Source organism: Minwuia sp., from assembly GCF_048263705.1.
Lineage (GTDB): Bacteria > Pseudomonadota > Alphaproteobacteria > Minwuiales > Minwuiaceae > Minwuia.
Genome location: NZ_JBLXDV010000002.1, coordinates 404,072 through 422,856 on the forward strand (window position 1 = coordinate 404,072; position 18,785 = coordinate 422,856).

The following is an 18,785-nucleotide window of genomic DNA, read 5'->3' on the forward strand; positions in this document are numbered from 1 at the left end:
GCGCTGGGCAGCCCCGCATCGGGGTGCGGGGTAAACTTTGATCAAGCCTGTCCCCGGCCTGACCGGGGATCCCGCTGCGGGTGGTGGCTTTATTCAAGGCCCGTCACACTCTCCCCCGTTCCGAGGCTCGATCCTGAACGGCTTACAGGCTCGCGCTCGGGCGGTCCTTCATCTTCGTGTACCAGGCGTTCAGCGCGGGCTTGCTCTCGTCGATGCGCACCTTGATCATCCGGGCGAAGTCGCACAGCACGAAGCAGGTGATGTCGGCATAGGAGAACTGGTCCGCAGCCACCCAGTCGCGGCCTTGCATGCGCTCATCCATCATCTCCAGGAAGCGGCCCGCGCGGGCGAGGCCGCGTTCGGCCAGCGCCGGAATCTGCTCGTAATTGTCGGGACCGGGCAACGCGCGGCCCTTCATGTGCGGGTTGCCGTTGCGCAGCGCCTCGGCGATGGCCGCGCCGCCCTGGCTCTCGGCGATGGCCGCCCATTGCAGGATCTCCGCCTTCTCCAGCGGCGTGCGCCCCATCAGCGGCGGATTCGGATGCGCTTCCTCCAGCCAGGTCGCAATCGCAAGGTTCTCGGTCAGCGCCACGCCCTCGTCGGTGACCAGCACCGGTATGGTCGCGCGCGGATTGATCTTCAGAAATTCCGGCTTCAGTTGCTCTCCCTTGGCGATGGAGACCTCGGTCGTCGGAATGTTGATCTCCTTCTCGGCGATGAACATACGCGCACGGCGCGGGCTGGGCGCGGTGGAACAGTCGTAGAAATGCATCGGTGGTATCCTCCCCAGGATCAGTGATGTTGCAAGTGTAACGGCACGCACGGTTTCCGCACAGACCCTCGGGTCAAGCCCGAGGGATTCATATCAAGGCGGCGAAGTCCCCGGACTTGATCCGAGGACCTGTGTCGTGACGTCGATGGCAGACTTCCCTACGCCGCCTCGGCGCTCCGGTCCACGATCCTGGCGATGTCGGCCATGATGGCGGCGAGGTCGAAGTCCTTGGGCGTGTAGATCGCGGCGACGCCGGCGGCCCGCAGGGCTTCGGCGTCTTCGGGCGGGATGATGCCGCCGACGACGACGGGCACGTCGCTTAAGCCCTCGGCGCGCAGGCCGTCCAGCACGTCGCGGGCGAGCGCGGCGTGAGAACCGGAGAGGATCGACAGGCCGACCAGATGCACGGCCTCTTCCAGTGCGGCATTGACGATCTGCTTCGGCGTCAGGCGGATGCCTTCATAGACCACTTCCATACCCGCGTCGCGCGCGGCCACCGCGATCTGCTCGGCCCCGTTGGAATGACCGTCCAGGCCGGGCTTGCCGACCAGGATCTTGATACGGCGGCCGATGCGCGCCGAGACTTCCTCCACCTTGAAGCGCACGTCCGCCAGTCCGTCGGCGGCGACACCCGCCGCCCCGCCCACGCCCGTCGGGGCGCGATATTCGCCGTAGACCAGCCGCAGGGTCTCGGCCCATTCGCCGGTGGTCACGCCCGCCTTCGCAGCGGCGACCGAGGCTTCCATGATGTTGCGGTCTTCGGCGGCGGCCCTGGCGAGATCGTCCAGCGCCGCCTTCACCGCAGCGTCATCGCGGGAGTCGCGCCAGGCGTTCAGCCGCGCGATCTGTTCGGATTCGGCGGCGTCATCGACCTTCATGATGGCATCGGCGCTGTCGGCCAGCGGCGACGGCGCGCTCTCGGTGAAGCAGTTCACGCCGATGACCTTCAGGTCGCCGGACATGATCGACTGCACCCGGCGCGCGTTGCTTTCAACCAGCGCCTCCTTCATGTAGCCGCTCTCGACGGCGGCCACGGCCCCGCCCAGCTTGCCGATCAGCGCCAGTTCCTCGCGGGCACCCTTCTTCAGTGCCTCGACCTTGGCCGCGACCACCGGCGAGCCGTCGAACAGGTCGCCATATTCCAGCAGGTCGGTTTCGTGCGCCACGATCTGCTGCAGCCTGAGCGACCATTGCTGGTCCCATGGGCGCGGCAGGCCCAGCGCCTCGTTCCAGGCCGGCAGCTGCACGGCGCGGGCGCGGGCGTTCTTGGACAACACGACCGCCAGCATCTCCAGCAGGATGCGGTAGACGTTATTTTCCGGTTGGGGTTCGGTCAGGCCGAGCGAGTTGACCTGCACACCATAACGGAAGCGACGGTTCTTCGGATCCTCGACGCCATAGCGTTCCAGCAGCAGTTCGTCCCACAGATCGACGAACGCGCGCATCTTGCACATTTCCTCAATGAAGCGGATGCCGGCGTTGACGAAGAAACTGATGCGTCCCGCGACCTGACCGAACATGTCCGCCGGGGTCTCGCCGCGCGCCTTCGTGGTGTCCAGCACGGCGGTCGCGGTGGCCAGCGCGAAGGCCAGTTCCTGCTGCGGCGTCGCCCCGGCTTCCTGCAGGTGATAGCTGCAGATGTTGGTCGGGTTCCATTTCGGCATCTCGGTCACGGTGAAACCGATCACGTCCGAGATGAGCTTCAGGCTGGGCGCGGGCGGAAAGATGTAGGTGCCGCGCGACAGATATTCCTTGATGATGTCGTTCTGGACCGTGCCCATCAGTTTCGCCCGGTCGGCACCCTGCTCCTCGGCCACGGCGACATAGAGCGCCAGCAGCCACGGCGCGGTCGCGTTGATGGTCATGGAGGTGTTCATCTGCTCCAGCGGAATGCCGTCGAACAGGGTACGCATGTCGCCGATGTGACCGATCGGGACCCCCACCTTGCCGACTTCGCCGCGGGCCAGCGCATGGTCGCTGTCATAGCCGGTCTGGGTCGGCAGATCGAAGGCGACCGAAAGGCCGGTCTGGCCGCGGCTCAGGTTGGTCCGGTAGAGTTCGTTCGAAGCTGCCGCAGAGGAATGCCCGGAATAGGTCCGGATCAACCAGGGGCGATCTTTGGCAGGAACATCAGTCATTTCACATCTTCCAAAATTTAACCTTCGAACGAACGAAAATTTCGTCTTGCATGTTGCGGCGGAAATATCATACCTATCGCCGCACTGCAAAACGATCTTTTGCCGCTATGCAGCATAAAACTGATATAGACGGGACTGACGTTATGGGAAAGCCCGTGCATGTTGCGCGGCGGACACTACGACGAATACACCAAAGACCAAACACTTTGAGGAGTGAAGTTTGATGGCGGAAGTTCAGGCGGTCGAGAGCGCGCCCACCGATCTGATGGATGGCGAGAAGAAGGATCTCTACGAGGTCGGCGAGATCCCGCCGCTCGGGCATGTACCGAGACAGATGTATGCGTGGGCGATCCGCAAGGAACGCGAGGGCACACCGGACAAGGCCATGCAGGTCGAGGTCGTGGAAACCCCGGAACTGGACAGCCACGACGTGCTGGTTCTCGTGATGGCAGCGGGCGTGAACTACAACGGTGTCTGGGCCTCGCTCGGCACGCCGGTCTCGATGTTCGACGTCCACAAGCAGCCCTATCACATCGCCGGGTCGGACGCGTCGGGCGTCGTCTACGCCGTCGGCAGCCAGGTCAAGCGCTGGAAGGTCGGCGACGAGGTCGTCGTGCATTGCAACCAGGACGACGGCGACGACGAGGAATGCAACGGCGGCGATCCGATGTTCTCCAACTCCCAGCGCATCTGGGGTTACGAGACGCCGGACGGATCCTTCGCGCAGTTCGCCCGCGTGCAGGACCGCCAGCTGATGCCGCGCCCGCGCCACCTGACCTGGGAAGAGAGCGCCTGCTACACGCTGACCCTCGCCACGTCCTACCGGATGCTGTTCGGCCACCGCCCGCACATCCTGCGTCCGGGCGACAATGTTCTGATCTGGGGTGCATCGGGGGGCATCGGCTCCATGGCCGTGCAGCTCTGCGCGACGGCCGGGGCCAACGCGATCGGCATCATCTCCGACGAATCCAAGCGCGAGTTCGTCATGTCGCTGGGTGCCAAGGCGGTCATCAACCGCAATGACTTCGACTGCTGGGGTCAGATGCCGACGGTGAACACCGACGAATACGCCGCCTGGACCAAGGAAGTCCGCAAGTTCGGCAAGGCCATCTGGGACATCACCGGCAAGGGCAACGATGTCGACTTCGTGTTCGAGCATCCCGGCGAGGCGACCTTCCCGGTCAGCTGCATCGTGGTGAAGCGCGGCGGCATGGTGGTCTTCTGCGCCGGCACCACGGGCTACAACCTGACCATGGACGCCCGCTATGTCTGGATGCGCCAGAAGCGCATTCAGGGCAGCCACTTCGCCAACCTGAAGCAGGCGACGCAGGCGAACCAGCTGGTCATCGAACGCCGCATCGACCCGGTCATGTCAGAGGTGTTTTCCTGGGACGATATCCCGAAGGCGCACATGAAGATGATGGCCAACCAGCATCTGCCCGGCAACATGGCCGTTCTTGTATCGTCGAAGCTGCCCGGTCTGCGCACCATCGAGGACGCGATCGAAGCGGGGAACTAAAAGAAACCGCGCCGTGTGGGATGGATTGGTCGGCACACGGCGCGGCTCCGCATGGCAGTGCGCGGCGCTGCGCGGGATGGATCGGTCGATCCCTGGTCGGCGGGGCCTATCCCCGTCCCGGCGCGGCGGCGGCGCGCGACAGCTGCAGCGCGTCGTCCAGCGACCGGCGCAGCGTGACCAGATCCTCCGGCGTCATGAAGGCGCCGATGCGGATGCGCCGGTCATGGCTGCCGACATAGAGCTTCTCTACGCCCCGGGCGTCCGTTTCCATGTCCACACGCGACCAGTACGACGGGAAGTGCCACATCTGCTCCCGACCGCTGGTGTCGCGCCGCATGACCGTCAGGTCACCGCCGTCGATCAGCACACGTTCCCGGACGCGTCCGGTCCGGTAGTTGACGCGGAAGGCCGCCCAGACAAGCAGCACGTCCAGACCCAGGAACCCGATGACGGGCCACGCCCCGTTCAGGGCGAAGGCAAGCCCGGTGACGAAGCTGATGCCGCCGATCAGGGCCATGACGATCAGGAACCCGCGCGGCCCCAGCGACCGGTGCGGCAGCAAAACGAAATCATACTCGGGCGACTGTTCGTTCATGACGACAGAATATAACCTGCTGCGACGGGGTGCGCGCTACAATCCGCCGCGTTGCAGGAGATTGTGATGAGCCTTGAAGACCAGTTCGATCCGCTGCCCGTCATCGACGCGCATCATCATATCTGGGATCTGGCGGGCGATCTCCGGTACCCGTGGCTGAGCAGCAACAAGCACAGTTATCAGGGCGACAACACCGCGATCCGGCGCACCTATCTGCCCGCTGAATACCGCCGCGATTCAGCATTGCACAATGTGGTGGCGACCGTCTTCGTCGAGGCCGAGGCACATCGCAGCCAGCAGGTCGCCGAAACCGAATGGGTCAGTGCGCAAGCCGGGATGACACGTCAGGCCCCCGCAATTGCGGAACCGGACGCCCCGGCATATGGTGCGAGACAACAAGAGCAACCTCCTGGAGGAACGTCTGATGGGTTTGCCCGCCGAGAAGGTGAATGGCGTCGTTGCCGAGCTGGCAGAACTGCTGGGTGATCGCTGCACGACCGCGAATGCGGTTCGCGAACATCACGGCCATGACGAGAGCTACCATCATCCATCGCTGCCGGATGCGGTCTGTTTCGCGCACTCGACCGAAGAAGTCTCCGAGATCGTGAAGATCTGCGGACGTCACGAAGTCCCGATCATTCCCTACGGTGTCGGCACCTCGCTGGAAGGCCACATCATCCCCGAGAACGGCGGCGTGACCGTCGACCTGTCGCAGATGAACGAGGTGCTGGAGGTCAACGAGGAAGATCTGGACTGCATCGTCCAGCCCGGCGTCACCCGCAAGCAGCTCAATGAATACCTGCGCGCGACCGGCCTGTTCTTTCCCATAGATCCCGGTGCAGACGCCTCCATCGGCGGCATGACCGCGACACGGGCCAGCGGCACCAACGCCGTGCGCTACGGCACCATGCGCGAGAACGTGCTGGCGCTGACGGTCGTGATGGCCGACGGGCGGATCATCAAGACCAACCGCCGGGCGCGGAAATCGTCCGCAGGGTACGATCTGACACGGCTCATGGTGGGGTCAGAGGGCACGCTGGGCATCATCACAGAGGTCACGCTGCGCCTGTACGGCATCCCCGAGGCGATCAGTTCGGCCGTCGTGTCCTTCGAGGATCTGGAAGGCGCGGTGAACACCACCATCCTGACCATCCAGTCCGGGATTCCGGTCGCGCGGATCGAGCTTCTGGATGAAGTGCAGATGGCGGCCTGCAACCGCTATTCCGATCTGGACTATCCCGACAAGCCGACCCTGTTCCTGGAATTCCACGGCACCGAAGCCAGCGTGAAGGAACAGGCCGAAAGCGTTGGCGCGATCTGCGAGGAATATGGCGGTTCCGGGTTCCAGTGGACGACGAAGGCCGAGGACCGCAACAAGCTGTGGCAGGCCCGCCACGACGCCGCCTATGCCGCCAAGGCGCTGAAGACCAACGGCTCGATCTGGGCCACCGACGTCTGCGTGCCGATTTCCCGGCTGGCCGAATGCATTCTGGAGACCAAGAAGGATGTGGTCGCCAACGACCTGACCGCGCCCATCGTCGGGCATGTCGGCGACGGCAACTTCCATCTGGCCTTCGTCTTCGCCGAGGGCGACAACGAGGGCATGAAGAAGGCCGAGGAAGTCAACGACCGCATGGTGATGCGGGCGCTGGCCATGGGCGGCACCTGCACCGGGGAACACGGTGTCGGCACGGGCAAGATGAAATTCCTGCTGGCCGAGCACGGGGATGCGGTCTCCGTCATGCGCGAGATCAAGAAAGCGCTGGATCCGCAGAACATCTTCAACCCGGGCAAGATCTTTTCGGTTTGATGACCCGCGAGGGTGTCATGCCGGGCGCGTCCCGGCGTCCGGGCCAACTGTCAATCCGGCGGCGAAGCCGCTCCGGACCCCGGCACGGGGCCGGGGTGACAGCGTGAGATCATGACCAGCCCCCGCCTCATCATCGGCATGTCCGGCGCCAGCGGCGCCGCCTATGGCATCCGCCTGCTGGAAGTCCTGCGCGACACGCCCGTCGAAACGCATCTGGTGATGAGCCGGGCGGCGGCCATGACCATTGCCTACGAGACGGATCATACCGCCGAGGCTGTCCGCGCGCTGGCGGATGTGAACTACCCCATCGGTGACGTCGGCGCGGCGATCGCCAGCGGATCGTACCGGACCACAGGGATGGTGATCGCGCCCTGTTCGATCAAGACGCTATCCGAGGTCGCGACCTGCAACACGGGCAACCTGTTGAGCCGCGCCGCCGATGTGGTGCTGAAGGAACGGCGGCGTCTGGTGCTGCTGGTCCGTGAAACGCCGCTGCACACCGGCCACCTGCGCATGATGACCCAGGCATCCGAAAGCGGGGCCGTGATCATGCCGCCCGTGCCCGCGTTCTATTCGAAACCCGAGACCCTGGCCGACATGGTGGATCACACGGTCGGACGGGTGCTGGACCTGTTCGACATAGAAAACGACCTGGTCAGCCGCTGGCGCGACGATCCGACGGAAACCTGAGGGCGGTCAGGACTCCGGCATCGGCCCGACCAGCAGTTGCGGGTCCAGCCGTTCCCCGAACCAGTTGATGCGCCAGTCCAGATGCGGCCCGGTCACACGCCCCGTCGCACCGATCTCAGCGATCTTCTCGCCCTGAATCACCTTCTGGCCGACCTCGACCGTCAGCTCCGACAGGTGGATGAAGGTGCTGGTGACACCGTGCCCGTGATCCAGGATCAGCGTACCGCCCGTGAAATAGAGCCCCGTCCGCGCGAACCTGACGATCCCGTCGGCGGGTGCCACGACCGGGGTGCCGGTCGGCCCGGCCACATCAACGCCGAAATGGGGGCGGCGCGGCTTGCCGTTCAGGATGCGCTGGCTGCCGTAGACACCGGAGATCGGTCCGATGCTGGGCCAGATCCAGTCCTGGGCGAACCACGTCTCCGGCGTATCGAACGCCCGGGCCTTCGCGATATCGGCGTTCTCCGCGCGGATGCGAGCCAGCGTTTCCGGTGCGGGCGTGACCATCTTCGACGGCAGACCGTCGATTCTCTGGGTGACGTAGTCACGCCGGGCGACACTGATGACCTGGGTGTCGCCGCCGACCGTCAATGTGACCGTCTCGGCGTGATCGCGACCGAAGCCGAAGACGAAAACGCCATCGGGCGAGACCCGCACCGGCTTGCCGTCGACCGTCACTTCCAGCCCGGCTGCGTCGCGGCCGATCATCATGCCGCCCTGAATGGCATTGCCGGAAAGTTCGTAGCCGATGGCGGGCAGGGAAAAGCAGACGAGAACGGCGATCAGAATGCTGCGGATCAAAACAGGTCTCCTTGCTGTGGCTTCGGCGCGGGCGCCTTTCGGGGTCTGCGCGCAGATGAAACGCCGCCTGCGACCACCGGTTCCCGGCCATCGGCGAACTCGATCTCCAGCATGGCACCGGCCTTCACGTCGGCTGAGCGGGTGACCGGCGCGCCGTCGGCATCGCGAACCACCGCATATCCCCGTTGCAGGGTCGCCTTGTAGGAGAAGCCCTCCAGCAGGCGCGCGGTCGATTCCAGCTTTTGCCCCCGGTCAGCAATTGTCCGTTTGAGCTCGCGCTGCAGCGTGAGGGTCGCACGCTGCACGCGCTGCTGCCCGTCCCTGACCGGCTGCTGGAGCACGGACGGTCTCAGCCCGCCGGCGACCTGCGCCAGACGCTGGCGGCCACGACCCGCATTCAGCTTCAGCGCGCGCGACAGCGCATCGCCCAGGTCGTCCAGGCGCTGGCCATGCTGTTGCAGCAGGCGGCGGGGGTCGGTGAGGCCCCGCGCCAGTCCGGACAGCGTGTTGCGGCGCTCGATATGCATCCGCCGCAGCGCGATGGTGCTGCGGCGTGACAGATCGCCGACCTGCAGCGCCAGGTCGCCGCGCACGGGCACCGCCATCTCGGCAGCGGCTGTCGGCGTCGGCGCGCGCCGGTCCGAGGCGTGATCGATCAGGGTCGTATCGGTCTCATGGCCGACCGCGGAAATCAGCGGAATGTCGCTCTCGGCGGCGGCGCGGACCACCACCTCTTCATTGAAGGCCCAGAGGTCCTCGATCGAGCCGCCGCCCCGCGCCACGATCAGCAGGTCCGGACGGTTCGCCGTCATGGCGTTGAAGCCGCGGATCGCGGCGGCGACCTGTTCGGCGGCCCCTTCACCCTGAACGATCACCGGCCAGACAAGGACATGGCGCGGGAACCGGTCGGTCAGGCGGTGCAGGATATCGCGGATTACGGCCCCGGTCGGGCTGGTCACGACACCGATCCGCTGCGGCAGGAACGGGATCGGACGCTTGCGTTCCGGCGCGAACAGACCCTCGGCCATCAGCGCCTTCCGGCGCTGTTCCAGCAGCGCCATCAGCGCGCCCTCGCCCGCCGGTTCCATCCGGTCGACGACGATCTGGTACTTGGAGCGCGCGGGATAGCTGGTCACGCGGCCCGTGCAGAGCACCTCAAGACCGTCTTCGGGTCTGAAATTCAGCTTTGCCGCCTGCCCTTTCCAGACGATGCCGTCGATGACCGCCTTGTCGTCCTTGAGGCCGAAATACAGATGCCCCGACGCGGCACGCTTGAAGCCTGAAATCTCGCCGCGCAGCGTCACGTGGCCGAACACATCCTCCAGCGTGCGCTTCAGCTTCTGCGACAGCTCGCTGACGGAATACTCGGCGATATTGGAGCGCGATTCGGCAGGATTCTCTGACATGCCCTGAACCTATCGCGTTCGCCGGAGCGATTGAACCGCAATCATTCGGGGACGATGGCACCCACAAACCTTCGAAAGCGCCCGGGAAGTTGCATAACATCTTGAACCGCAACTGATAAATCGCATCGCATCCATTGTGGACGGTTGCGGACGGCGGCGGATCGGGCCTAGTTTTCAAGACTGAGTTTCGCCCGGAGGTCGTCTATTGGCACGCGCACGATCGGACCTGACATGCATCGAACATCCCGAGTTGCAGAAGCTCGCGGACTTCTGGTTTTCGGTTCGTGGCGACCGCCTGGCACCCCCGGTTTCGGAGATATCGCCCGACCGGTTCCAGTCGCTGCTGCCGGCGATCTGGATGTGCGATGTCGTCGAGGACGATCCGGACGGCCGCTTCCGCTATCGGCTGGCGGGCGATCACATCCGGACCGCACACGGCGGCGGACTGAAGGGCCGGACGCTGGAACAGATCACCGACGAGGCTGCCCGCGAACGGGTCGTCGGCTATTTCGCGATGGCGGTGGACCGACCGGCCATCATCCACATCGTCGGCCAGGTCTTTGCCGAAAGTCCCAACCCCGCCAAGGGCGAGCGGCTGATCCTGCCGTTCTTTTCGGAAACAGAGGACCGTGTCGTGCGGCTTCTGGGAGCCACGCTTCATTCCTGGGAGTATGAGCGGGAGCGGTCGACCACCGCCATCCCGACCCGGCAGGTCCGCACGTTCCTGCCGCTCGACGGGTCCGAACCCTGGTCCGAGGACTGGCTGTAGAAACTCCGGCTACTTGGTGATGATCTCCGGCCCCATCACCGCATTGGGCAGGACCGTCGAGATCCACGGGACATAGGTCACCAGGATCAGAAAGACGAACAGCACGGCCAGAAACGGCAGGGCCGCCTTCACCACGGCCATCATCGGCATGCCCGCAACACCGGAGGTCACGAACAGGTTCAGGCCGACCGGCGGCGTGATCATGCCGATCTCCATGTTCACGACCATGATGATGCCCAGATGGATCGGATCGATCCCCAGTTCGATGGCGATCGGAAACACCAGCGGGGCCACGATCACCAGCAGGCCAGACGGTTCCATGAACTGCCCGCCGATCAGCAGGATCACGTTGACGACGATCAGGAACATCACCGGCCCGAGCCCCGCCGCCAGCATGGCTTCGGTGATCTGCTGCGGGATTTGTTCGTCGGTCAGCACATGCTTCAGGATCAGCGCGTTGGCGATCACGAACAGCAGCGTGACGGTCAGCTTCCCCGCGTCGAACAGGGTCCTTCGGGTGTCGGCATGCACGAGCGCCGTGATCAGCGCCGAGGGCCTGTGAAACAGGGACCGGTTCTTCTCACCTTCCGGTGTGGCCAGCGGCCCCATGTCCCGATAGACGAAGGTCGCGATCACCCAGGCGTAGACGGCGGCGACCGCCGCAGCCTCGGTCGGCGTGAAGATACCGCCGTAGATCCCGCCCAGAATGATGACGATCAGCAGCAGGCCCCAGACCGCATCGCGTGCGGACTCGAAGATCTCGCCCCAGCCGGCCCAGTCGCCTTTCGGCAGGTTCTTCCACTTGGCAATGCCGTAGATGGCGAACATCAGCATCAGACCGGCCAGCAGCCCCGGCAGCACGCCGGCCAGGAACATGCGCCCGACCGACACCTCGACCGCGGCGGCATAGACCACCATCACGATCGAGGGCGGGATGAGAATGCCCAGCGTACCGGCGTTGCAGATCACACCGGCGGCGAACTCCTTGGAATAGCCGACCTGGCGCATGCCCGCGATCACGATGGTGCCGATGGCCACGACGGTGGCCGGAGACGATCCCGACAGCGCCGCGAACATCATGCATGCGAAGACGCCCGCGATGGCGAGCCCGCCCGGAAAATGTCCGACACAGGCGATCGAGAAGCGGATGATCCGCCGGGCCACGCCGCCCGTGGACATGAAGGAGGACGCCAGGATGAAGAACGGGATCGCCAGCAGCGTGTAGTGGCCCTCGAACGCCGAGAACAGGGTCTGCGCGATGGATGCCAGCGACGAGTCGGAATAGATCAGCAGGAAGCCGATCGACGACAGGCCGAGGGCCACCGCGATCGGAACGCCGACCAGCAGCAGGCTGATGATGGCGATGAAAAGGAGGGCGACTTCCATGTCAGACCTCCTTCAGCTTCACGGCCGCTTCCTCGACGGCCTCCTCGGCCTCGTGGGAGGCGATCAGCCTGTCGGCCCGGCCCCGCATCACCCAGATCCCGGTCTGTATGAACCGGTAGAGCAGCAGCGCCATGGAAAGCGGCAGCACCAGATAGGGGATCATGCGGGGGATCTTCTCGTAGCGTTCGCCCTGGTTGAACGCGCTCTCCATCCAGGCCAGGGGTTGCCAGCCGAACAGGTCGGGCATCGGCGTATTCTCGGTCTCGTACCAGCTCTTGTCGCGGAACTTCTCCTCGAACCCGAGCGGCAGCCAGCGGCCCTCGGTGGCGGGCAGACCGGCGAAGTTGGCCCAGTAGTCCCACGACCCCTTCAGCAGCAGGAAGGCGTAGAAGATGCAGCACAGCGCGGCAAAGAGGCCAAGCGCCTTGCGGCCGGGCGACGAAAGCAGGTTGAGAACGGCATCCACACCCAGATGGGCCTTGATCTTCACCGCGTAGGAGGCTCCCAGCAGGACCAGCCAGGCGAACATGAAGACGGTCATCTCCAGCGCCCAGAGAATGCCTGTCTCGAAGACATAACGCGCGATCACGTTGGCAAAGGTCAGAAGCGTCATCAGGCCCAGGATGACGGCGATCAGACGCTCTTCCAGGCCATCCAGAAATGTCTTGCGCTGTTCCACGACGATCCCCCTCAGACCCTCAGGAAAAAGGGCGGCGCGAGGATTGTCATCCGCCACGCCGCCCCGGCATCAGATAAGCAACATGCAGTCGCCGGACCGACAGAGCGGCCCGGGACAACCGTGCTGCCTACATCATGTTTGCCTTCTGGGCCGCGGCGATATTTTCCGCGCCGACATCATCCTTGAACTTCTCCCAGACCGGCTTCATGGCGGCCACCCAGGCCGCACGCTGTTCGGCGTTCAGCTGACGGACGGTACCGCCGGCATCGATGATGGACTGTTTGGCGGCGGCGTTGACAGCGGTCGATTCACTGTTCCGGGTCGCCGTGACCTCGGCGACGATCGACAGGAACTGGTCACGTACGTCGGCGTCCAGGCTGTCCAGCCAGTCGACGCTGGTGACCAGCAGATAGTCGATGATGCCGTGGTTGGTCTCGGTAATACCGTCCTGAACCTCGAAGAACTTCTTGCCGTAGATGTTGGACCAGGTGTTTTCCTGACCGTCCACCACGCCCTGCTGAAGCGCGCCATAGACCTCGGAAAAGGCCATTTTCTGCGGCGTGCCGCCGATGGCTTCCATCTGTGCGACCAGCACGTCCGACGGCTGGACGCGGAATTTCAGACCGTTGGCATCCGAAGGCAGCAGCAGCGGCCTGTTGGCTGACATCTGCTTCATGCCGTTGTGCCAGTAGGCCAGCCCCTGCAGACCGCGGCGCTGCATGCTGTCCAGAAGGTTCTGACCGGCTTCGCCGTTCTGGAACGCCTCGACCGCATCGATATCGCTGAACATGAACGGCAGATCGAAGATGCGGAACTGCTTGGTGAAGGCCTCGAATTTCGACAGGGACGGCGCGGCAAGCTGCACATCGCCCTGCAGCATCGCTTCCAGGACCTTGTTGTCGTCATACAGGGTCGAATTCGGGAAGACCTCCATGCAGGCCTTGCCGTTCATCTCCTTGTTAACGCGCTCGGCCAGCAGCGTGGCCGCGATGCCCTTCGGATGCTTGTCGGTGTTGGTGACGTGGCTGAACTTGATGACGATCTCGCCATCCTGGCATTCGTCGGCCTGGGCGGCACCTGCCGCAAAAACCAGAGCGAACGCAGCCGCAGCGGTTGCAAGAATACGCATAGTCAGACTCCCTAGAAAGGTTTTTTGCTTGCAACCCTTCTAAGCGAGAGTGCCGTTCAGCGCAATCTGGCTATTGCGGTCTCAGGCAAGGTCTCCGGCCAGCGATTTCTTCTGGTCCGCGGTCAGGATCGCGATGTGATTGTAGCTGGGATGCGTGATCCGAAGCTGCACTTCGGCGGTGCCGTCCTTCAGCGCCTTGATCTGCCCGTCGGAAAGTTCGAACAGGAAGAAGTGCACCGACGAGGCCTTGCCGTCGGCTGTCGTGCGGTCGAGATCGTCCTCGGCTTCGCCGGCGACCTCCTCGCCGTCGATCACCAGTTTGACCGTCTCTTCGATCCCGCCCAGAGTTGCCAGTTCGCGGGCCCGGCGCACCGGATCGGCGATCTGAAGCATCATGGTCGCGGTCAGATTGCGCCCATTCGGCACCAGCGACGCGTAGGCTTCCAGTTCGTCGGCCAACTGCGCCTCGCCCCCGCCCTCGACCCGCAGCATCTCCTGGATCTGCCACCACATGGTGAAATAGCTCTCGAAGAAGAATGACGCGAACGGACCGACATCGATTCGCCGGTCCTTCTTGTGGGTGCGCAGTTCGGCCTGCTTCTCGGCGCGCTGACCTTCGAATACCTCATTGGACACGATGTCGTCGGCGGTCAGGCTGAATTTCTGTTCGATCAGCATCACGATACTCCTGATGTTGTTGGTCGTTACGGCGTGCCGACAAGGGATCGGGCTCAGATCAGCCCGCACGCCCTGGCGAACAGTTCCACCGGATGGTGCGTCTGTTTCGGCGGGGCCTTGAAGGTCTCGGCGTTTTCCTCGTGCACCATCTCCATGCCCTGGAGAATATGCTGTCCGGCCAGCGGGCATTCGGATGCAACGTAGGCCTTGTCTTCCCTGCCGGCCGCGCGGAACGCGTTCTTCCCGACCTTCAGGGCGGTCTCGAAATTCTCTTTCTTGATGCCCCAGCTGCCGCCGTGACCCGAGCAGCGCTCGATCACCTTGATGTCGCTGTCGGGGATCAGACGCAGCATCTCGGCGGCCTTCTGGCCGATGTTCTGCGCCCGCGCGTGACAGGCCAGATGCAGGCTCACGCCACCGTCGAGCGGCTTCGGCTCGGCGGCGAGACCTTCGTTCTTCGCGATCTCGACGATATATTCGGTGATGTCGCGGGTCGCTTCGGCAAGGCGCTGAATCTCGGGATCGTCCGGCAGGATCAGCGGCCACTCGAATTTCAGCATCAGCGCACACGAGGGCACCAGCGCCACCACGTCATAGCCCTTGTCGATCCAGGGCTTCATCGCGGAAGCAACCTTCTTCGCACGACGCGCGACATCGTCGAGGTCGCCCTGCTCCAGCTGAGGCATGCCGCAGCATTCCGGATAGTCGACCGCCGTCTCGACGCCGTTGGCGGCAAGGATGGCCTGGGCCGCGCGACCGATGTCGGGATTGTTGTAGTTCACGAAACAGGTGGCATAGAAAACCGCCTTGCGGCCCGCCGCCGGCGCAGCCGTGTTCACTTCGGGTCCGTGCGCGGCGTGCGCGGCGAAGCTCTTGCCGTGATACTTCGGCAGGTCCGCATTGCGATCGATGCCCGCAATGTCTTCCAGGATCGGCCGAGTCAGCTTGTTGTCGGTCTTCGAGGCCCAGTTCGCCGCGGGCGCGACCATGCCGATCAGCTTGCCGTTGCGATCCGTCTTCGCGAGCTGGCGATCCCAGAAGCCGGTGTCGCCCGCCTTGTGCTCGGCCGCACGGTAGCGCAGCATCAGATGCGGGAAATCCAGCATGAATTCGTGCGGCGGCGTGTAGGGACACGTCGACATGAAACACATGTCGCACAGGGTGCAGGCATCCACGACCGGCTTGAATCCCTCGGACGAAACCGTATCCAGTTCGCCCGACTCGCTCTCGTCGATCAGGTCGAAAAGGCGGGGAAAGCTGTCGCACAGGTTGAAGCAGAGCCGACAGCCGTGACAGATGTCGAAGACACGCCGCAGCTCTTCGTCAATGGCGTCCGCATTGTAGAAATCCGGATTCTGCCAGTCGATCGGCAGACGTTCCGGTGCTGCAAGGCCACCCTCGCTCATGCTTCGCTCCTGAAAATCAGCAAAGAATCAAGTATCGACAGAGAGCCGGGCGGCAGCCTGAGCCGCCGCCCGGTCCCGATCGGATCGTCAGATCAGCCCAGGGAATCCAGGGCCTTCTGGAAACGGCCGGCATGGCTTTTCTCGGCCTTCGCCAGCGTTTCGAACCAGTCGGCGATCTCGTCGAAGCCTTCTTCGCGTGCGGTCTTCGCCATCCCCGGATACATGTCGGTGTATTCGTGGGTTTCGCCGGCGACGGCGGCCTTCAGATTCTGTTCGGTGGAACCGATCGGTTCACCGGTCGCCGGATCGCCGACTTCTTCCAGGAACTTCAGATGGCCGTGGGCATGACCGGTCTCGCCTTCCGCGGTCGAGCGGAACACGGCGGAAACGTCGTTGTAGCCCTCGACATCCGCCTTCTGGGCGAAATAGAGATAACGGCGGTTCGCCTGCGATTCACCGGCAAATGCTTCCTTGAGGCTTTCCTCGGTCTTGGTGCCCTTGAGCGACATGTGACTTCTCCTCCTGTCAAAGAATATCCTCGCGCACGCCGCACGTGCGCATGCATTCAGACGTAGTAAAAAGACGGCATCAAGTCAATAGTTTAGAATAATTCCAAACTATTGAGAACGACTCGCGAAAAGGGGAAGCGGGCGTGTCAGTCGTCGGTCAGGCGAATGATCACTTCGGCGCTCGATACGCGCATGCCCTCCGGTGCGGCGGGCAGGTCACCCAGGCGGATGGCGTCGCCCGGAATGTCCGTCAGCTGGCCGGTCCGGTCGTGGAAGAAGTGGTGATGCTGGCTGACGTTCGTATCGAAATACGACCGGCCCGGATCCACGACCACCTCGCGGATCAGACCTGCGCGCGTGAACTGGTGCAGGCAGTTGTACACCGTCGCAAGCGATACCGTCACACCGTGCCTGAGCGCCTCGTCATAGAGTTGCTCGGCGGTGATGTGCCGGTCGCCCTTGCCGTACAGCAGTTCGGCCAGGGCAACACGCTGACGCGTCGGGCGCAGCTTGGCGGCCCGGAGACGTTCTGACAGATCTGACGTTTCAATGCTGGACATGATGCCTATATAGCCCCGCACAGGGGCAAACAGAAGCCCCGGCGCGCCAATATTGCCGTTTTGTGCTCGGAAACCCTTGTAATATCGGGTTTTGTGCCAGCGGCGATACGTCTATAGTCGCGCGCCAGAAATGCAAATAATCACCTCCAGCCGCGCCCGGCTGGCAAGATCGGACTGGGGCAAATCCTTGAGCGAACGTCAATCGAAATTCAGCTACGAAGAACTGCTTGAGTGCGCCCACGGCAGGATGTTTGGCGAAGGCAACGCGCGCCTGCCGCTGCCGCCGATGCTGATGTTCGACCGGATCACCGAGATCAACGAGACGGGCGGCACCTACGGCAAGGGTGAGATCATCGCCGAAATGGATGTGAAGCCCGATCTCTGGTTCTTCGACTGCCATTTCGAGAACGATCCCGTCATGCCCGGCTGTCTGGGCCTCGATGCGCTCTGGCAGTCGGTCGGGTTCTTTCTGGGCTGGCTCGGGTTGCCCGGCAAGGGCCGCGCGCTGGGCGTCGGTGAAGTGAAGTTCGCCGGTGAGGTTCTCACCACGACCAAGCTGATCACCTATCACCTGTCGATCAAGCGGACGATCGCGCGGCGGCTCGTTCTGGGCATCGCCGACGGCGTGGTGAAGGGCGACGGCGAGGAGATCTACACCGCCAAGGACCTGCGTGTCGGTCTGTTCGGCGCGGCGCAGTCTTGAGGTTGATCTGATGAAACGTGTGGTGGTGACCGGACTGGGTGTTGTTTCCTCCATCGGCAACAACGCAGAAGAAGTTCTCGCGAGTCTGAAGGCGGCGAAATCGGGCATCGAATATGCCCCCGAGTACGCCGAGATCGGCATGCGGAGCCAGGTTCACGGTTCGATCAAGCTCGACCCGGCCGAGCACATCGACAAGCGCATCATGCGCTTCATGGGACCGGGCGCTGCCTACAACTACATCGCCATGCGCGAGGCCATCGAGGATTCGGGCCTGGACGAGAGCGATGTTTCAAACCCGCGCACCGGCATCATTGCCGGATCGGGCGGACCGTCGACTTCCAACCAGGTGCTGGCCGTGGACACCGCGCGCGAGAAGAGCGTGAAGCGCATCGGCCCGTTCATGGTGCCACGCTGCATGTCGTCGACCAATTCGGCCAACCTTTCGACCGCCTTCAAGATCAAGGGCATGAGCTATTCGATCTCGTCGGCCTGTTCGACCAGTGCGCACTGCATCGGCAACGCCTATGAAAGCATTCAGCTCGGCAAGCAGGACGTCATGTTCGCGGGCGGCGGGGAAGAACTGCACTGGACCCTGTCGATGCTGTTCGACGCGATGGGCGCCATGTCGACGAAGTTCAACGACACGCCTGAAAAGGCCTCGCGTGCCTACGACCGCGACCGCGACGGGTTCGTGATCTCGGGCGGCGGCGGCATGCTGGTTCTCGAAGAACTCGAACGCGCGAAAGCACGCGGCGCAAAGATCTACGGCGAGATCGTCGGTTACGGCGCGACGTCCGACGGCGTCGACATGGTCGCGCCTTCGGGAGAAGGCGCGAAGCGCTGCATGGATCTGGCGCGCGCGACCATCGGCGACACGAAGGTCGATTATGTGAACGCCCACGGCACCGCGACACCTGTCGGCGACATCATCGAACTGAACGCGATCCGCGAAGCCTTCGGCGAGCATCTGCCGAAGGTGAGTTCGACCAAGAGCCTGACGGGCCACAGCCAGGGGGCCGCCGGCGTGCAGGAGTCGATTTACTCCCTGCTGATGCTGCACCATGATTTCCTCACCCCGTCGGTGAACGTCGACAATCCGGACGAAGGGGTCGGCGATTTCCCGCTGGTTCTGGAGCGGGTGGACAATGCGGGCCTGAACTGCGTCATGTCGAACAGCTTCGGCTTCGGCGGCACCAACGCCAGCCTGATCTTCAAGAAGCTGGTGGACTGATCCG

At 63.8% G+C, this 18,785-nt stretch carries 19 protein-coding genes; 7 read left to right on the forward strand and 12 right to left on the reverse strand.

Features of this window, described 5'->3' with window-relative positions; translation table 11 throughout:
- Nucleotides 1-142: 142 nt before the first annotated feature.
- Both ACN0X7_RS04340 and ACN0X7_RS04345 read right to left on the reverse strand, forming a co-directional pair.
- Nucleotides 143-772 (reverse strand): glutathione S-transferase family protein, encoded by a 630-nt coding sequence (locus ACN0X7_RS04340; RefSeq protein WP_417514483.1) that lies wholly within the window; start codon nt 770-772, stop codon nt 143-145.
- A 158-nt stretch (nt 773-930) separates the two neighbouring features.
- Nucleotides 931-2,910, reverse strand: a complete 1,980-nt coding sequence (locus ACN0X7_RS04345) for a methylmalonyl-CoA mutase family protein (RefSeq protein ID WP_417514485.1) — start codon at nt 2,908-2,910, stop codon at nt 931-933.
- 223 nt (nt 2,911-3,133) lie between these two features.
- Between ACN0X7_RS04345 and ccrA the strand changes: the two genes are divergently transcribed.
- Nucleotides 3,134-4,429: a crotonyl-CoA carboxylase/reductase gene (ccrA, locus tag ACN0X7_RS04350; RefSeq protein ID WP_417514487.1), complete on the forward strand. Its 1,296-nt coding sequence runs from the start codon at nt 3,134-3,136 to the stop codon at nt 4,427-4,429.
- Nucleotides 4,430-4,535: 106 nt separating this feature from the next.
- Here the strand turns inward: ccrA and ACN0X7_RS04355 are convergent, their stop codons facing one another.
- A complete protein-coding gene (locus ACN0X7_RS04355; protein ID WP_417514489.1) occupies nt 4,536-5,024 on the reverse strand; it encodes a DUF2244 domain-containing protein in 489 nt (162 codons plus the stop codon).
- Between the two features lie 66 nt (nt 5,025-5,090).
- Between ACN0X7_RS04355 and ACN0X7_RS04360 the strand changes: the two genes are divergently transcribed.
- From ACN0X7_RS04360 to ACN0X7_RS04370, 3 genes are all read left to right on the forward strand, one after another.
- Complete coding sequence (locus ACN0X7_RS04360; RefSeq protein ID WP_417514491.1) at nt 5,091-5,510, forward strand: hypothetical protein; 420 nt, start codon at nt 5,091-5,093, stop codon at nt 5,508-5,510.
- Entirely contained in the window at nt 5,449-6,834 is a 1,386-nt protein-coding gene (locus ACN0X7_RS04365; RefSeq protein ID WP_417514493.1) for an FAD-binding oxidoreductase, read from the forward strand. The genes ACN0X7_RS04360 and ACN0X7_RS04365 overlap by 62 nt, the downstream gene beginning before the upstream one ends.
- A gap of 111 nt (nt 6,835-6,945) precedes the next feature.
- Complete coding sequence (locus tag ACN0X7_RS04370; protein ID WP_417514495.1) at nt 6,946-7,524, forward strand: UbiX family flavin prenyltransferase; 579 nt, start codon at nt 6,946-6,948, stop codon at nt 7,522-7,524.
- A gap of 6 nt (nt 7,525-7,530) precedes the next feature.
- On the opposite strand, the gene ACN0X7_RS04375 is transcribed toward ACN0X7_RS04370, so the two are convergent.
- Nucleotides 7,531-8,325 carry a M23 family metallopeptidase gene (locus ACN0X7_RS04375; RefSeq protein WP_417514497.1) on the reverse strand — a complete coding sequence of 265 codons (795 nt, stop codon included), beginning with the start codon at nt 8,323-8,325 and terminating at the stop codon, nt 7,531-7,533.
- Nucleotides 8,322-9,731, reverse strand: a complete 1,410-nt coding sequence (gene xseA / locus ACN0X7_RS04380) for an exodeoxyribonuclease VII large subunit (RefSeq protein WP_417514499.1) — start codon at nt 9,729-9,731, stop codon at nt 8,322-8,324. The genes ACN0X7_RS04375 and xseA overlap by 4 nt, the downstream gene beginning before the upstream one ends.
- A 205-nt stretch (nt 9,732-9,936) precedes the next feature.
- On the opposite strand from xseA, the gene ACN0X7_RS04385 reads away from it, so the two are divergent.
- Nucleotides 9,937-10,500 carry a PAS domain-containing protein gene (locus tag ACN0X7_RS04385; RefSeq protein WP_417514501.1) on the forward strand — a complete coding sequence of 188 codons (564 nt, stop codon included), beginning with the start codon at nt 9,937-9,939 and terminating at the stop codon, nt 10,498-10,500.
- Between the two features lie 9 nt (nt 10,501-10,509).
- Here ACN0X7_RS04385 and ACN0X7_RS04390 read toward each other — a convergent pair whose 3' ends face one another.
- The 7 genes from ACN0X7_RS04390 to irrA all read right to left on the reverse strand — a co-directional run bounded on the left by ACN0X7_RS04390 (nt 10,510) and on the right by irrA (nt 16,847).
- Entirely contained in the window at nt 10,510-11,886 is a 1,377-nt protein-coding gene (locus ACN0X7_RS04390) for a TRAP transporter large permease (RefSeq protein WP_417514503.1), read from the reverse strand.
- A gap of 1 nt (nt 11,887) precedes the next feature.
- Nucleotides 11,888-12,565, reverse strand: a complete 678-nt coding sequence (locus ACN0X7_RS04395) for a TRAP transporter small permease (RefSeq protein ID WP_417514505.1) — start codon at nt 12,563-12,565, stop codon at nt 11,888-11,890.
- A gap of 127 nt (nt 12,566-12,692) precedes the next feature.
- Nucleotides 12,693-13,694: a DctP family TRAP transporter solute-binding subunit gene (locus ACN0X7_RS04400; RefSeq protein WP_417514507.1), complete on the reverse strand. Its 1,002-nt coding sequence runs from the start codon at nt 13,692-13,694 to the stop codon at nt 12,693-12,695.
- Between the two features lie 81 nt (nt 13,695-13,775).
- On the reverse strand, nt 13,776-14,372 hold the full coding sequence (locus ACN0X7_RS04405) for a DUF3501 family protein (RefSeq protein ID WP_417514509.1): 597 nt from the start codon (nt 14,370-14,372) through the stop codon (nt 13,776-13,778).
- A gap of 53 nt (nt 14,373-14,425) precedes the next feature.
- Entirely contained in the window at nt 14,426-15,778 is a 1,353-nt protein-coding gene (locus ACN0X7_RS04410; RefSeq protein ID WP_417514511.1) for a heterodisulfide reductase-related iron-sulfur binding cluster, read from the reverse strand.
- Nucleotides 15,779-15,870: 92 nt separating this feature from the next.
- On the reverse strand, nt 15,871-16,287 hold the full coding sequence (locus ACN0X7_RS04415) for a rubrerythrin family protein (RefSeq protein WP_417514513.1): 417 nt from the start codon (nt 16,285-16,287) through the stop codon (nt 15,871-15,873).
- Between the two features lie 146 nt (nt 16,288-16,433).
- A complete protein-coding gene (irrA, locus tag ACN0X7_RS04420) occupies nt 16,434-16,847 on the reverse strand; it encodes an iron response transcriptional regulator IrrA (RefSeq protein WP_417514515.1) in 414 nt (137 codons plus the stop codon).
- A 187-nt stretch (nt 16,848-17,034) separates the two neighbouring features.
- Here irrA and fabA point away from each other — a divergent pair, with 187 nt between their 5' ends.
- Both fabA and fabB read left to right on the forward strand, forming a co-directional pair.
- The gene (fabA, locus tag ACN0X7_RS04425; protein WP_417514517.1) at nt 17,035-17,550 is read left to right on the forward strand and encodes a bifunctional 3-hydroxydecanoyl-ACP dehydratase/trans-2-decenoyl-ACP isomerase; all 516 of its coding nucleotides are present in this window, start codon (nt 17,035-17,037) and stop codon (nt 17,548-17,550) included.
- A 10-nt stretch (nt 17,551-17,560) separates the two neighbouring features.
- Nucleotides 17,561-18,781, forward strand: a complete 1,221-nt coding sequence (fabB, locus tag ACN0X7_RS04430) for a beta-ketoacyl-ACP synthase I (RefSeq protein ID WP_417514519.1) — start codon at nt 17,561-17,563, stop codon at nt 18,779-18,781.
- Nucleotides 18,782-18,785 lie beyond the last annotated feature (4 nt).

Excerpts from the sequence above, each read along its gene's own strand:
- fabB (WP_417514519.1), top strand. The coding sequence starts at position 17,561 with ATGAAACGTGTGGTGGTGACCGGACTGGGTGTTGTTTCCTCCATCGGC.
- ACN0X7_RS04365 (WP_417514493.1), top strand. The coding sequence starts at position 5,449 with ATGGGTTTGCCCGCCGAGAAGGTGAATGGCGTCGTTGCCGAGCTGGCA.
- ACN0X7_RS04340 (WP_417514483.1), bottom strand. The coding sequence starts at position 772 with ATGCATTTCTACGACTGTTCCACCGCGCCCAGCCCGCGCCGTGCGCGT.
- ACN0X7_RS04345 (WP_417514485.1), bottom strand. The coding sequence starts at position 2,910 with ATGACTGATGTTCCTGCCAAAGATCGCCCCTGGTTGATCCGGACCTAT.
- ccrA (WP_417514487.1), top strand. The coding sequence starts at position 3,134 with ATGGCGGAAGTTCAGGCGGTCGAGAGCGCGCCCACCGATCTGATGGAT.
- ACN0X7_RS04405 (WP_417514509.1), bottom strand. The coding sequence starts at position 14,372 with ATGCTGATCGAACAGAAATTCAGCCTGACCGCCGACGACATCGTGTCC.
- ACN0X7_RS04390 (WP_417514503.1), bottom strand. The coding sequence starts at position 11,886 with ATGGAAGTCGCCCTCCTTTTCATCGCCATCATCAGCCTGCTGCTGGTC.
- xseA (WP_417514499.1), bottom strand. The coding sequence starts at position 9,731 with ATGTCAGAGAATCCTGCCGAATCGCGCTCCAATATCGCCGAGTATTCC.
- ACN0X7_RS04360 (WP_417514491.1), top strand. The coding sequence starts at position 5,091 with ATGAGCCTTGAAGACCAGTTCGATCCGCTGCCCGTCATCGACGCGCAT.
- ACN0X7_RS04400 (WP_417514507.1), bottom strand. The coding sequence starts at position 13,694 with ATGCGTATTCTTGCAACCGCTGCGGCTGCGTTCGCTCTGGTTTTTGCG.
- ACN0X7_RS04415 (WP_417514513.1), bottom strand. The coding sequence starts at position 16,287 with ATGTCGCTCAAGGGCACCAAGACCGAGGAAAGCCTCAAGGAAGCATTT.
- ACN0X7_RS04410 (WP_417514511.1), bottom strand. The coding sequence starts at position 15,778 with ATGAGCGAGGGTGGCCTTGCAGCACCGGAACGTCTGCCGATCGACTGG.
- irrA (WP_417514515.1), bottom strand. The coding sequence starts at position 16,847 with ATGTCCAGCATTGAAACGTCAGATCTGTCAGAACGTCTCCGGGCCGCC.
- ACN0X7_RS04355 (WP_417514489.1), bottom strand. The coding sequence starts at position 5,024 with ATGAACGAACAGTCGCCCGAGTATGATTTCGTTTTGCTGCCGCACCGG.
- ACN0X7_RS04370 (WP_417514495.1), top strand. The coding sequence starts at position 6,946 with ATGACCAGCCCCCGCCTCATCATCGGCATGTCCGGCGCCAGCGGCGCC.